Here is a 13,777-nt window from a genome sequence, read left to right as displayed (position 1 = left end):
AGGCAGTATATGGACCGCATCATCCAGTCGCCGGGCAAGTATATCCAGGGTGCAGACGTTATCACCCGCCTCGGTGACTATCTCAAACCGCTGGCCGATCGCTGGCTGGTGGTCGGTGACAAATTTGTTCTCGGTTTTGCGCAGGAAACGCTGCAAAAAAGCCTGGTGGATGCCGGGCTGGCCTGCGAAATCGCGCCGTTCGGCGGCGAATGTTCACAAAACGAAATTGACCGGCTGCGAGGCGTGGCAGAAAGCGCCCGCTGTGGCGCGGTGCTCGGCATCGGCGGTGGCAAAACGCTGGATACCGCTAAAGCGCTGGCGCATTTCATGCACGTACCGGTAGCAATTGCTCCCACTATCGCATCGACCGATGCGCCCTGTAGCGCGTTATCGGTTATCTACACCGACAGCGGCGAGTTCGATCGCTACTTGCTGCTGCCCAACAACCCGGATCGGGTGATTGTCGACACCAAAATTGTCGCCGGAGCCCCTGCGCGTTTGCTGGCAGCCGGGATTGGCGATGCGCTCTCGACCTGGTTTGAAGCGCGTGCTTGTTCACGCAGCGGCGCAAAAACCATGGCGGGTGGTCAGTGTACACAATCCGCCCTCGCGCTGGCGGAGCTGTGTTACAACACGCTGCTTGAAGAGGGTGAAAAAGCGATGTTCGCCGCCGAACAGCATGTGGTAACGCCTGCGCTGGAGCGCGTGGTGGAAGCCAATACTTACCTGAGCGGCGTCGGTTTTGAGAGTGGCGGTCTGGCGGCAGCACACGCCATTCATAACGGCATCACGGCTATTCCGGAAGCGCATCATTACTACCATGGCGAAAAAGTGGCGTTTGGCACCTTAACTCAACTGGTACTGGAAAACGCGCCGCTGGAAGAGATCGAAACCGTCGCCGCCCTGTGTCATACCGTAGGTTTGCCAATTACGCTGGCGCAACTGGGGATTAAAACTGACATTCCAGAGAAAATGCGCATCGTGGCGCAGGCTGCCTGTGCACAAGGGGAAACCATTCATAATATGCCGGGCGGTGCGACACCGGATCAGGTCTATGCCGCGCTACTGGTCGCCGATCAGTATGGGCAGCGTTTTCTTGAAGAGTGGGAATAGCGCTCAGGTTTACAGAGGGTGGCTCTGATTGCGCCCTCACGGGGAGTATCAAGCGCCTAAAAAGCGTCTCTGCCAACCCTGTGAGATGTAAATCCAAAACAAGGCAGAGCTAAAATCGGTTGATGACCACGCGCATAAGGCGTGGTTTTCAGTCAGCCATAAAAAAGCCGGATCGCAATCCGGCTTTTCTTTAATTTTTCCACTGCAAGGATTCTTACACTGTCGGGCGAACGCCCAGCGTGTGGCAAATGGCGTAACTCATTTCGGCGCGGTTCAGCGTATAGAAGTGGAAATCTTTCACCCCTTCGCGGCTTAAAATTTTCACCATATCCATGGCGATATTCGCGCCCACCAGCTTGCGGGTTTCCGCATCGTCATCCAGGCCGTCGAACATCTGCGACATCCACGCCGGGATACGCACATTGGTCATATCGGCGAATTTTTTCGCCTGCTTAAAGTTGGAGACCGGCAGGATACCCGGCACGATCTCAACATCAATACCGGTCGCCGCGCAGCGATCGCGAAACCGCAGGTAGCTTTCCACATCGAAGAAGAACTGGGTAATCGCGCGGCTCGCGCCCGCATCCACTTTGCGTTTCAGGTTCAGCAGATCGGCCTGTGCGCTTTTCGCTTCCGGGTGAACTTCCGGATAAGCGGCGACGGAGATATCGAAATCGGCGACCTCTTTTAACAACGTCACCAGATCGGCGGCGTACATATCCGGCTTACCGCCGCCCGGCGGTAAATCACCGCGCAATGCCACAATGTGGCGGATGCCGTTGTTCCAGTAATCCTGCGCGATAGTGCGCAACTCGTCACGTGTGGCATCGATGCAGGTCAAATGCGGCACCGCTTCCAGCCCGGTGCGATCTTTGATGCCTTTAATGATGCTGTGTGTGCGATCGCGCTCGCCCGAGTTTGCACCATAGGTCACCGAAACAAATTTCGGCTTCAGGCTGCTTAAACGATCGATGGAGTGCCATAAGGTCTGTTCCATTTCACTGGTGCGCGGCGGGAAAAATTCAAAGGAAACATTAATCTGGCCGTGAACTTCCGCCAGGCTCTGATTCAGGGCTTCCCGCTGGTTGGCGTGAAAAAAGCTCATACCTTACCTCATCAATCGCGTGTCATTGTCTGTTGTTTTGTGAACTTCTATACGTTTAGACGTCCAGATGTAAAAATGACGGAAAACGATCGGGGCGTCAACAGGAAAATCACTATTCTGTGTGAGGAATGTTCAGCGAAGATGAAAAAAGTTCATGATGCCGCAAAGCATCCTCTCCCGGTTCAGGGAGAGGATAAAAGAAAGGAACTACAGTAACTGTGCGAGGCGATTGATATCCGACTGGATAGCGCCAGCGGTCACATCGCGCCCCGCGCCCGGCCCGCGGATCACCAGCGGGTTATCGCGGTACCAGCGGCTTTCAATGGCGAAGACGTTATCCCCCGGCAAAACCGCCGCCAGCGGGTGTTCCGGGCGAACGGCCTCAACACCGACGCGCGCTTTACCGTTAGCATCAAAACGCGCCACATAACGCAGCACCAGCCCCATTTCGCGGGCGGCTTCCAGGCGCTGCACCATCTGATCATTCAGCTCATCGCCATTTTCAAAAAAGTGATCGACCGAGCCCTCTTCGCAACCCGCAGGCACTAAAGACTCTACGCGTACCTGGTCTGGTTCGATGTCGTAACCTGCCTCGCGGGCGAGGATCACCAGCTTGCGCATCACATCTTTGCCGGAAAGGTCAACGCGCGGATCCGGCTCGGTCAACCCTTGCTGCCAGGCCTGATCCACTAAATCGGTAAACGGCACGGTGCCGTCGAATTGCAGGAACAGCCAGGAGAGCGTACCGGAGAAAATTCCGCTGATCGCCAGAATCGCATCGCCGCTTTCACGCAGATCACGCACGGTATGATTCACCGGCAGACCGGCACCAACCGTCGCGTTATACAACCAGCGGCGACCGGTTTTTTCGAACGCATCGTGGATTTGACGATAGGTATCGGTCGTGCTGGCTCCGGCCAGTTTGTTGGCGCTGATCACATGGAAGCCATGGCTGGCGAAATCCAGATATTGCTCCGCCAGCTGTGAGCTTGCGGTAACATCCAGCACCACCAGATCGTCGTACGGATGGGCGCGCATCCATAAAAACAGCGACTCCTCATCCTGTTCCACCGCTTCATCATTAAAGAACGCCAGCGCGCGGCTGGCATCCAGCCCGTCATAGCTCAGCAAGCTGCGGCGGCTATCCACCACGCCCGCCAGCACAAATTCAAAACCGGTACGCGCCGACAACGCGCTCTGCTCGCGCGAGAACAGCTCCAGCCAGCGGGAACCGATATTGCCTTTGCCAAACAGCACCAGACCTATGCGTTTCTCCGCGCGGAACAGCGACTGATGCAGACCCTGAATCAGGCTTTCCGTTGGGCCAACGCGCAGCACGGCGACCAGGCTAATACCTTCGTCAGATTGCCAGATAAACTCCACCGGCTGGCCTTTAAGCTGCTGCCAGAAACGGTGGCTGTGCAACGGATTGCGACAAACACCCGCACCAACCATCGCTACCAGCGCCAGCCCCTGACGCAAACGCAATTCACCCGGTAAACCGGCCTCATCAAGCAGTTTAAAGACGCTATCGACAACTTCTGAGGTGTAGCAAAGCTGCAGCAGGTTGCGGTCCGCATGTGCGCCAACCGCCAGCGGGCGCACCTGCGCACGCTTCAGGATCAGGTCAATCTCTTTGTGCGCCAGTTTGAAGTCCTGCCCGGACGGCACCAGGAACTCAATCAGGCAGACGTCATCATGGCTGGTGACAATCCGCGCCCCGGTACCGGAAGCCAGCACGCGTTCAATGCGTGTCGACCCCTGTTCCGGGTTATAACTACAGCGCAATTGCAGATCGATATTGCTGCCGGAGACCGGTTGTAGCGTACGCGCATGCAGCACCGGTGCCGCCAGACGCGCCAGCTCGCTGGCTTCATCAAGGCGCAGCAGCGGTAACAGGCAGGCATCTTTCACTTTACGCGGGTCCGCGCTGTAAACACCAGCCACGTCACTCCAGATGGTTACGCGGGTAACATCGCCCAGCGCACCAATTTGCGTGGCCGAGTAGTCCGAACCGTTACGTCCCAACAGCACGGTTTCACCGGCTTCGTTGCGGCTGATAAAACCGGTCACGACAATACGTTTGCCCGGATACTGCGCCAGCTGTTGTTGCAGCAGCGGATAAGACGCACCTTCATTTACCTGCGGCTGTGCCGCGCGTTCGGCACGCAGGAAATCGCGGGCATCCAGCCAGGCGGCATCCAGACCTTGCTGGTTCAGCACGGCGGCCATTAAACGCGCCGACCAGATTTCACCATGACCAACCACTTCGGCGTAAACCGCGTCGGTGATGCCGCCATCCAGCAGCACCGCCAGATGTTCAAGATCGTGAATAAACTCGCTGGTCAAACCGTCTGCTATCGCGGCGGGCAACAGCCCACTGATTAAATCACTCTGGTAACGACGCAGCGATTGTTGAACCTGATGCGCAGAAAGCCTGTCAGTCTGGCTCAATTTCAGCCAGTTGATCAGCTGGTTGGTGGTGCTGCCCGCGGCCGAGACAACCATCATGTCGCCCGGTTGTGAATACTCCGCCATGATCCCTGCGACGCGCAGGTAACATTTCACATCCGCCAGACTACTCCCACCAAATTTGTGCAGCTGACGAGCCTTCGTCCCTGCCTGCGCAATCACACTCATGTTTACCCCTCAGCTGCGACCCGGAAGCCATTTTCCAGATCGGCAATTAGATCTTCACTGTCTTCAATACCGGTTGAGATACGCAATAGCGTCTCAGAAATTCCCGCTGCGGCGCGCGCTTCCGGCGCCATGCCTGCGTGGGTCATTGTCGCGGCGTGGGAGATTAAACTTTCAACCCCGCCTAATGATTCCGCCAGCGTAAACAACGATAGACCACTTAAGAAACGACGCAGCGTTTGTTCGTCGCCATCCAGCTCAAAACTTAACATCGCGCCAAAGCCTTTTTGTTGACGCGCAGCAATCTCGTGCCCCTGATTATCCGGCAGAGACGGGTGGTACAGTTTTTTCACCAACGGCTGTTTTTGCAGGAAATCGACGATCGCCTGAGCATTACGCTGCGCCACTTCCATGCGCGGCGACAACGTACGCAGACCACGCAACAGCAGATAGCTGTCGAAGGCGCTACCGGTGACGCCAATATTATTCGCCCACCATGCCAGTTCGGTGACAGTCGCCTCATCTTTCGCAATCACCACGCCCGCCACCACATCGGAATGACCGTTGAGGTATTTGGTGCAGGAGTGCAGTACCAAATCCGCGCCCAGCGCCAGCGGGTTTTGCAAGGCCGGGCTCAGGAATGTGTTATCCACCACGCTGATTGCGCCAGCTTCACGCGCAAGCTGGCAGATTTTCGCGATATCCACAACGCGCAACAGCGGGTTGCTTGGGCTTTCGACCAGCACCAGCTTCGGTTGTTCCGCCAGCGCCGCTTTCAATGCTTGCTCATCGCCCTGATCAACAAATTTCACCCGGTAGCAACCGCGTTTCGCCAGGCTATCGAACAGGCGATAGCTACCGCCATAGCAGTCGTGCGGCGCAACCAGCAGATCGCCTGGTTTGAGAAAGACGGTCGTCACCAGATGAATTGCCGACATGCCGGTATTGGTCAATACCGCGCCCGCGCCACCTTCCAGTTCCGCCAGCGCACGCTGAACCACATCACGCGTTGGGTTGCCGCGACGCGAATAGTCATGCGCACGCGGTTCGTTAAAGCCGGTGAAATTATAAGTACTGGAGAGATGAATCGGCGGGACAACGCAACCGTACTGCTCGTCATCGTTCAATCCGCTACGCACTGCGATGGTGGCCTGTTTACGCGTCATGGTGAAGGCTTCCTGGCTTAATGGATGAAAAGTCTCACGACAGAGTAAACATTGCGACAATAGACGTCAATACATCTGGACATCTAAACTTCTTTGCGTATAGATTGAGCAAAAGTACAATAGCCGTTAAAATTATACGCTTTAGTACCGGTAGCTGAGCGATACACCGTGTCACCCTGTTGACTCTACGGTAAACTACGCGGAATTACGGCCCGGCGGTGTCCGGGTTTAGACTAATGACTGAGAGGATTAAAGGTATCTCATGGCTGAATGGAGCGGCGAATATATCAGCCCATACGCTGAGCACGGCAAGAAGAGTGAGCAAGTAAAAAAAATTACGGTTTCCATTCCTCTTAAGGTGTTAAAAATCCTCACCGATGAACGTACCCGTCGTCAGGTGAACAACTTGCGTCACGCCACCAACAGCGAGCTGTTGTGTGAAGCGTTTTTGCATGCGTTTACCGGTCAACCCCTGCCGAACGATGAAGACCTGCGTAAAGAGCGTAGCGACGAAATCCCGGAAGAGGCGAAAGTGATTATGCGTGAACTGGGGATCGACCCGGATACGTGGGAATACTGATCGCAATAAAAAAGGGCGGAAGATATCTTCCGCCCTTTTTGTTTCAATCTGTTTATCTTATCGGCTCACTCAGAAGCGCGTGACTTCCGGATGCACTTCCGCCAGTGAGAGCAGATAAGACATAAATACGTTTTTCACAGCCGTAAGCAAATCGCTCATTTTTTTCGCTCGGGTCACAGGAGTGGATGGCGAAAAGGATATGCTCGTTTTTTAAGCAGAGCAATATTTTTGTGACTTTTATCACAAAAAAGCGCCCCTTCGGCAAAACGCAGAGACAAAAAAAGCGCCTTTCGGCGCTTTTTTCTTTGGCAACTTATTTGCTGCCCGGGATGCTGAAGCGTTTGTTGAAACGCTCAACACGACCACCGGTATCAACAACACGTTGTTTACCAGTAAAGAACGGGTGGCATTTGCCGCATACGTCCAGGTTCAGGTCGTGACCCACGGTGGAGTGGGTTTTGATCACGTTACCGCAAGAACAGGTTGCAGTAATCGCTACATAATTCGGGTGAATACCTTTTTTCATGGGAAACCTCAGTTTAAGGCCGCGTCGCTCTTCCAGCCCTAACGCCAGACACCACGCGAGTTAATATGTAAGTGTATCTTTGGCACGTTCAAAACGCATCAAAGGCGGCGAATCATACAGAAATTAGCCAGCACATGCAAACTGATCCGCTCGCCAGTAGCAACAATGTGTATACTATCCCGCCAGTTTTCAAGTCAGGATGATGAGATGCCCGTCGCCCGCGTTGCGCTATCTGTACCGTTGCCCCGCACGTTCGATTACCTGTTGCCGGATGAGATGTCCGCGCGCGCGGGTTGTCGCGTGCGTGTGCCGTTTGGTAACCAGCACCGCGTCGGTATTGTGCTGTCAGTGGGCGACGAAAGCGAACTGCCGCTGGCCGATCTCAAAAGCGTGGAAGAGGTGCTCGACAGCGAACCGGTTTTTTCCCCGGCGGTCTGGCGGTTATTGCTATGGGCTGCAGATTATTACCACCATCCGATCGGGGATGTGTTGTTCAACGCCCTTCCCGTTCTGCTGCGCCAGACTAAGCCCGCCAGCGCGGAGTTCCAGGGCTACTGGTTTGCGACCGAGCAGGGCCAGGCAATGGACATCAACCGCGTCAAATCAGCCAAACAACAGCAGGCGCTCTCAGCGCTGCGGAAAGGCAAAATCTGGCAGCATCAACTGGCAGCGCTGGATCTGAAAAGCGTTACCCTGCAAGCGCTGCGCGCCAAAGGGCTGGCGGAGATGAACAGCGAAACACCAGCCTTTAATGACTGGCGCACGACATTTTCCGTAAGCGGCGACCGACTGCGCCTGAACACAGAGCAAGCCACCGCCGTTGGCGCTATTCACAGCGCAGCGGATCGCTTTTCCGCCTGGTTACTGGCGGGCGTGACCGGTTCCGGTAAAACAGAAGTCTATTTAAGCGTGCTGGAAAACGTGCTGGCGCAGGGGAAACAGGCGCTGGTGATGGTGCCGGAGATTGGCCTGACGCCGCAAACAATTGCCCGTTTTCGTGAGCGCTTTAACGCGCCAGTTGAAGTACTGCACTCCGGGCTGAACGACAGCGAACGCCTGATAACATGGCAAAAAGCAAAGAGCGGTGAAGCGGCGATTGTAATTGGCACGCGCTCATCGCTGTTTACTCCGTTTAAGAATCTTGGCGTGATCGTCATCGACGAAGAGCACGACAGTTCCTATAAACAGCAGGAAGGCTGGCGTTATCACGCCCGCGATCTGGCGGTTTACCGCGCCCACAGCGAACAGATCCCGATTATTCTTGGCTCAGCAACGCCCGCGCTGGAAACCCTGCACAACGTGCGGTCGCGCAAATACCATCTGCTGCGCCTGACTCGCCGCGCAGGCCACGCGCGACCGGCGATGCAGCATGTGCTGGATCTGAAAGGCCAGCCGTTACAGGCCGGCCTGGCTCCGGCGCTGATCAACCGTATGCGCCAGCATTTACAGGCGGGAAACCAGGTTATTTTGTTCCTTAACCGCCGTGGTTTTTCGCCTGCATTGCTGTGTCATGACTGCGGCTGGATAGCGGAATGCCCGCGCTGCGATCACTATTACACCTTCCACCAGGCGCAACAGCATTTGCGCTGTCACCACTGCGACAGCCAACGCCCGGTGCCGCGCCAGTGTCCGTCCTGCGGTTCTACACATTTATTGCCTGTTGGCCTTGGCACTGAACAGCTGGAACACGCGCTAACGCCGATGTTTCCCGGTGTGCCGCTATCACGCATTGACCGCGATACCACCAGCCGCAAAGGCGCGCTGGAGCAGCATCTTGCCGAAGTACATCGCGGCGGTGCGCGCATTCTGATTGGCACGCAAATGCTGGCAAAAGGCCACCACTTCCCGGATGTTACGCTGGTTGCGCTGCTGGATGTCGACGGCGCGTTATTTTCGGCAGATTTCCGCGCTGCCGAGCGTTTCGCCCAGCTTTATACCCAGGTTTCCGGCCGTGCCGGGCGCGCAGGCAAACAGGGCGAAGTGGTACTGCAAACGCACCACCCGGAACATCCGCTTCTGCAAACGCTACTGCATAAAGGCTATGACACCTTCGCGGAACAGGCGCTGGCGGAGCGGCAAACCATGCAATTGCCGCCGTGGACCAGCCATGTGCTGATCCGCGCGGAAGATCAGAACAACCAGCACGCGCCGCTGTTTCTGCAACAGCTTAAAAATCTGCTGCAAGCCAGCCCACTGGCGGACAACCAGCTCTGGATCCTGGGCCCGGTTCCGGCGCTGGCGGCCAAACGCGCCGGGCGTTACCGCTGGCAGTTGCTGCTACAACACCCTTCCCGTATTCGCCTGCAGCATATCGTCACCGGCGCGCTGGCCCTGATTAACACCCTGCCGGACGCTCGGCGGGTGAAATGGGTGCTGGATGTCGACCCGATTGAAAGTTAAGGCTGCGAGCCGGCGTATAAAATTCAACTTTCATCACACTTTTCATGAAAATTCTGTAACCGGTGCGCTTAACTATCTGATAAAAATGTGACAACGCCTGCGCCGTGCATGCGAGGAGAACAAGGTGAAACCCAAAAATCAGGTTGCGGCAGCGACCATGAAAGATGTTGCCATGAAAGCCAAGGTTTCGACGGCAACTGTGTCACGTGCATTAATGAACCCGGAAAAAGTGTCGCAGGCTACCCGCAACCGGGTGGAACAAGCGGCAATGGAAGTGGGTTATTTGCCTCAGTCAATGGGACGCAACGTCAAACGCAATGAATCACGCACACTGCTGGTGATTGTGCCGGATATTTGCGATCCCTTTTTCAGCGAGATTATTCGCGGCATTGAAGTGACCGCTGCGGAACATGGCTATCTGGTGCTGATTGGCGACTGCGCCCATCAAAATCAGCAGGAAAAAACCTTTATCGACCTGATTATCACCAAGCAAATCGACGGCATGCTGCTGCTCGGCTCGCGTTTGCCGTTTGACGCCAGCATTGAAGAGCAACGCAATTTACCGCCAATGGTGATGGCTAACGAATTCGCGCCGGAGCTGGAGCTGCCGACGGTGCATATTGATAACCTGACCGCTGCGTTTAATGCCGTTAACTATTTGCAGGAACAGGGCCACCAGCGGATCGGTTGTATCGCCGGTCCGGAAGAGATGCCGCTGTGCCATTACCGCTTGCAGGGCTATGTTCAGGCGCTGCGCCGCTCTGGCGTGACCGTTGATCCGCATTACATCACGCGCGGCGATTTCACTTTCGAGGCGGGTGCGCGGGCGTTGGATCAGTTATTGATGCTTGCGAAGCCGCCAACTGCCGTGTTCTGCCACAGCGATGTGATGGCGCTTGGCGCGCTGTCGCAAGCTAAACGCCGGGGTTTGAAAGTACCGGACGACTTATCGATCATTGGCTTTGATAACATTTCCCTGGCTGAATTCTGCGACCCGCCGTTGACCACCGTTTCGCAACCGCGTTATCAGATTGGTCGCGAAGCCATGTTATTGCTGCTGGAGCAATTGCAGGGGCATAACGTAAGCAGCGGTTCGCGCTTGCTGGAGTGTGAATTAATCCTGCGCGGCAGCACCCGGGCGCTGAAGTAAAGGCGCGGCCTTTCAGACGCCCTCTTCTGGTCAAAACCCCGTCGCTTAAGTAACATGGCGGGCTGATAAACGAAATAAATACAGCGAAACGATAGTGGCACAACGAGATTATGTACGCCGCAGCCAGTCGGCTCCTGCGCGGCGAAAGACGAGTAACTCAAGGAAAAAACAGCGCAGCAAGTCTGCGGTCTCTCCAGCTATGGTCGCCATGGCGGCCGCTGTGCTGGTCGCCTTTATCGGTGGTTTGTACTTTATTACGCACCACAAAAAAGAAGAATCCGAGTCACTGCAAAACCAGAAAATGACCGGCAACGGCCTGCCGCCGAAACCGGAAGAGCGCTGGCGCTATATTAAAGAGCTGGAAAGCCGCCAGCCTGGCGTACGCGCGCCAACCGAGCCGACGGCCGGTGGTGAAGTGCAAAAACCGGAGCAATTGACCGACGAACAGCGTCAGCTTTTAGCGCAGATGCAGGCCGACATGCGCCAGCAGCCGACGCAGCTCAACGAAGTGCCGTGGAACGAGCAGACGCCGGAACAGCGCCAGCAAACACTGCAACGCCAGCGCCAGGCACAACAACAAGTGCAGATGCAACAACAGCAGCAGCAGTGGACGCAGACACAGCCGGTACAAGCACAGCAGCCGCGCACGCAACCGCGCGTAACGGAGCAGCAGCAGACGCGGACTACGCAAACCACGCCACCGCCGCGCCAGACTCAAAGCACAACGCAGCAAAAACCGGCAGCCACCTCGCAACCGTATCAGGATCTGCTGCAAACGCCGCCGCATACCGCTGCGTCACAGCCGAAAACGCAACCAGCCGCGCCGGTAACGCGTGAAGTGGAAACGCCGAAGGCGCAACCGCAAACGGCTGAGAAGAAAGACGATCGCCGCTGGCTTATCCAATGCGGTTCGTTTAAAGGCCAGGATCAGGCAGAAACGGTACGTGCACAGCTGGCATTTGAAGGTTTCGACTCGCGTATTACCAGCAACAACGGCTGGAATCGCGTGGTGATGGGTCCGGTAAAAGGTAAAGAAAGCGCCGATGCTACCATCAGCCGCCTGAAAATGGCCGGCCACGCAAACTGCATCCGTCTCGCCGCCGGGGGTTGAAACCCCTAAAACACCCCCCATTTATAATTGCATTCTGCCCCGTACACCGTGCGGGGCGCTGTATTGTGCATTTGTAACCAAGGGGTCTGCTCGTGACAACAATCGTAAGCGTACGCCGTAACGGCCATGTCGTTATCGCCGGTGATGGCCAGGCCACACTGGGCAACACCGTAATGAAAGGCAACGTGAAAAAAGTTCGCCGCCTGTATAACGACAAAGTCATTGCGGGCTTTGCTGGCGGCACGGCCGATGCCTTCACTCTGTTTGAATTATTCGAACGCAAACTGGAAATGCACCAGGGTCATCTGGTGAAAGCGGCTGTCGAGCTGGCAAAGGACTGGCGCACCGATCGCATGCTGCGCAAGCTGGAAGCACTGTTGGCGGTTGCCGACGAAACCGCGTCGCTGATCATCACCGGTAACGGCGATGTGATCCAGCCGGAAAATGACCTGATCGCCATCGGTTCCGGCGGGCCATACGCCCAGGCCGCTGCCCGCGCGTTGCTGGAAAACACCGAGCTTGGCGCACGCGAAATTGCTGAGAAGGCGTTGGGGATTGCAGGCGATATCTGCATCTACACCAACCACTTCCACACCATCGAAGAATTAGCCTATAAAGCGTAAGGATCTCCCATGTCTGAAATGACCCCACGCGAAATTGTCAGCGAACTGGACAAACACATTATCGGCCAGGACGCGGCGAAGCGTTCTGTGGCAATTGCCCTGCGTAACCGCTGGCGCCGCATGCAGCTTGATGAAGAGCTGCGCCATGAAGTCACGCCGAAAAACATTCTGATGATCGGCCCAACCGGCGTCGGTAAAACCGAAATCGCCCGCCGCCTGGCAAAACTGGCCAACGCGCCGTTTATCAAAGTTGAAGCGACCAAGTTCACCGAAGTCGGCTACGTTGGGAAAGAAGTGGATTCTATCATCCGCGATCTGACCGATGCTGCAGTGAAAATGGTGCGTAGTCAGTCGATCGAGAAAAACCGCTATCGCGCGGAAGAGATGGCCGAAGAGCGCATTCTCGACGTGCTGATCCCACCAGCGAAAAACAACTGGGGCCAGCCGGAACAAGCCGCTGAACCATCCGCTGCGCGCCAGTCTTTCCGCAAAAAACTGCGCGAAGGCCAGCTCGACGACAAAGAGATTGAAATCGATCTCGCTGCCGCGCCGATGGGCGTAGAAATTATGGCGCCTCCGGGCATGGAGGAGATGACCAATCAGCTCCAGTCCATGTTCCAGAACCTGGGCGGCCAGAAGCAGAAACCGCGTAAGCTGAAAATCAAAGACGCGATGAAGCTGCTGATTGAAGAAGAAGCGGCGAAGCTGGTGAACCCTGAAGAGCTGAAACAGGACGCTATCGAAGCCGTTGAGCAGCACGGGATCGTGTTTATCGATGAGATCGACAAAATCTGTAAACGCGGTAACACGTCGGGCCCGGATGTTTCCCGCGAAGGTGTGCAGCGCGATCTGCTGCCGCTGGTGGAAGGCTGCACCGTATCGACCAAACACGGGATGGTGAAAACCGACCATATTCTGTTTATTGCCTCTGGCGCGTTCCAGATTGCCAGCCCGTCGGATCTGATCCCGGAACTGCAAGGCCGTTTGCCAATCCGCGTTGAGCTGAAAGCGTTAACCACGGAAGATTTCGAACGCATCCTGACCGAGCCAAACGCGTCTGTCACCGTACAGTACAAAGCGCTGATGGCGACCGAAGGCGTAAACATTGATTTCACCGAAGACGGCATCAAACGTATTGCTCAGGCCGCATGGCAGGTGAACGAAACCACCGAAAACATCGGTGCGCGTCGTTTGCATACGGTGCTGGAACGTCTGATGGAAGATATCTCCTATGACGCCAGCGATCTGGGCGGCGAGACGATCACCATTGATGCAGACTATGTGAGTAAGCACCTTGATGCTTTAGTGGCAGATGAAGATCTGAGCCGTTTTATCTTATAATCCCGGCCACAACGTTTTCATCACA

Annotated in this window: 11 protein-coding genes; 7 read left to right on the top strand and 4 right to left on the bottom strand. The window is 55.9% G+C overall.

The annotated features are described in order from the left end of the window. The first annotated feature begins 9 nt into the window (after positions 1 to 9). Complete coding sequence (gldA, locus tag M8Q36_RS06535) at positions 10 to 1,113, top strand: bifunctional L-1,2-propanediol dehydrogenase/glycerol dehydrogenase (RefSeq protein WP_045512293.1); 1,104 nt, start codon at positions 10 to 12, stop codon at positions 1,111 to 1,113. A gap of 214 nt (positions 1,114 to 1,327) precedes the next feature. Here the strand turns inward: gldA and metF are convergent, their stop codons facing one another. The 3 genes from metF to metB all read right to left on the bottom strand — a co-directional run bounded on the left by metF (position 1,328) and on the right by metB (position 6,021). Beyond that, on the bottom strand, positions 1,328 to 2,218 hold the full coding sequence (gene metF / locus M8Q36_RS06530) for a methylenetetrahydrofolate reductase (RefSeq protein ID WP_249880385.1): 891 nt from the start codon (positions 2,216 to 2,218) through the stop codon (positions 1,328 to 1,330). A gap of 207 nt (positions 2,219 to 2,425) precedes the next feature. Then, positions 2,426 to 4,858, bottom strand: a complete 2,433-nt coding sequence (locus M8Q36_RS06525) for a bifunctional aspartate kinase/homoserine dehydrogenase II (RefSeq protein ID WP_249880384.1) — start codon at positions 4,856 to 4,858, stop codon at positions 2,426 to 2,428. Positions 4,859 to 4,860: 2 nt separating this feature from the next. Next, positions 4,861 to 6,021, bottom strand: coding sequence for a cystathionine gamma-synthase (metB, locus tag M8Q36_RS06520; protein WP_020455964.1), 1,161 nt, complete (start codon positions 6,019 to 6,021; stop codon positions 4,861 to 4,863). Between the two features lie 262 nt (positions 6,022 to 6,283). Here metB and metJ point away from each other — a divergent pair, with 262 nt between their 5' ends. Further along, the gene (gene metJ / locus M8Q36_RS06515; RefSeq protein WP_007369220.1) at positions 6,284 to 6,601 is read left to right on the top strand and encodes a met regulon transcriptional regulator MetJ; all 318 of its coding nucleotides are present in this window, start codon (positions 6,284 to 6,286) and stop codon (positions 6,599 to 6,601) included. 313 nt (positions 6,602 to 6,914) lie between these two features. On the opposite strand, the gene rpmE is transcribed toward metJ, so the two are convergent. Next, on the bottom strand, positions 6,915 to 7,127 hold the full coding sequence (rpmE, locus tag M8Q36_RS06510; RefSeq protein ID WP_007369223.1) for a 50S ribosomal protein L31: 213 nt from the start codon (positions 7,125 to 7,127) through the stop codon (positions 6,915 to 6,917). Between the two features lie 207 nt (positions 7,128 to 7,334). Here rpmE and priA point away from each other — a divergent pair, with 207 nt between their 5' ends. The 5 genes from priA to hslU all read left to right on the top strand — a co-directional run bounded on the left by priA (position 7,335) and on the right by hslU (position 13,752). Continuing rightward, positions 7,335 to 9,527, top strand: a complete 2,193-nt coding sequence (priA, locus tag M8Q36_RS06505) for a primosomal protein N' (protein ID WP_020455962.1) — start codon at positions 7,335 to 7,337, stop codon at positions 9,525 to 9,527. A gap of 124 nt (positions 9,528 to 9,651) precedes the next feature. Next, the gene (gene cytR / locus M8Q36_RS06500) at positions 9,652 to 10,677 is read left to right on the top strand and encodes a DNA-binding transcriptional regulator CytR (protein ID WP_249880383.1); all 1,026 of its coding nucleotides are present in this window, start codon (positions 9,652 to 9,654) and stop codon (positions 10,675 to 10,677) included. 94 nt (positions 10,678 to 10,771) lie between these two features. Further along, positions 10,772 to 11,788 (top strand): cell division protein FtsN, encoded by a 1,017-nt coding sequence (ftsN, locus tag M8Q36_RS06495; protein WP_249880382.1) that lies wholly within the window; start codon positions 10,772 to 10,774, stop codon positions 11,786 to 11,788. A 92-nt stretch (positions 11,789 to 11,880) separates the two neighbouring features. After that, positions 11,881 to 12,411, top strand: coding sequence for an ATP-dependent protease subunit HslV (gene hslV, locus M8Q36_RS06490; RefSeq protein ID WP_020455959.1), 531 nt, complete (start codon positions 11,881 to 11,883; stop codon positions 12,409 to 12,411). 9 nt (positions 12,412 to 12,420) lie between these two features. Then, positions 12,421 to 13,752 carry an ATP-dependent protease ATPase subunit HslU gene (hslU, locus tag M8Q36_RS06485; protein ID WP_020455958.1) on the top strand — a complete coding sequence of 444 codons (1,332 nt, stop codon included), beginning with the start codon at positions 12,421 to 12,423 and terminating at the stop codon, positions 13,750 to 13,752. Positions 13,753 to 13,777 lie beyond the last annotated feature (25 nt).

It is taken from the genome of Kosakonia sp. R1.Fl, from assembly GCF_023516815.1.
In the GTDB taxonomy this organism is placed as follows: domain Bacteria; phylum Pseudomonadota; class Gammaproteobacteria; order Enterobacterales; family Enterobacteriaceae; genus Kosakonia.
This window is presented reverse-complemented; position numbering and strand designations above follow the sequence as displayed.

Excerpts from the sequence above, each read along its gene's own strand:
- metJ (WP_007369220.1), top strand. The coding sequence starts at position 6,284 with ATGGCTGAATGGAGCGGCGAATATATCAGCCCATACGCTGAGCACGGC.
- metF (WP_249880385.1), bottom strand. The coding sequence starts at position 2,218 with ATGAGCTTTTTTCACGCCAACCAGCGGGAAGCCCTGAATCAGAGCCTG.
- priA (WP_020455962.1), top strand. The coding sequence starts at position 7,335 with ATGCCCGTCGCCCGCGTTGCGCTATCTGTACCGTTGCCCCGCACGTTC.
- rpmE (WP_007369223.1), bottom strand. The coding sequence starts at position 7,127 with ATGAAAAAAGGTATTCACCCGAATTATGTAGCGATTACTGCAACCTGT.
- hslU (WP_020455958.1), top strand. The coding sequence starts at position 12,421 with ATGTCTGAAATGACCCCACGCGAAATTGTCAGCGAACTGGACAAACAC.
- M8Q36_RS06525 (WP_249880384.1), bottom strand. The coding sequence starts at position 4,858 with ATGAGTGTGATTGCGCAGGCAGGGACGAAGGCTCGTCAGCTGCACAAA.
- gldA (WP_045512293.1), top strand. The coding sequence starts at position 10 with ATGGACCGCATCATCCAGTCGCCGGGCAAGTATATCCAGGGTGCAGAC.
- metB (WP_020455964.1), bottom strand. The coding sequence starts at position 6,021 with ATGACGCGTAAACAGGCCACCATCGCAGTGCGTAGCGGATTGAACGAT.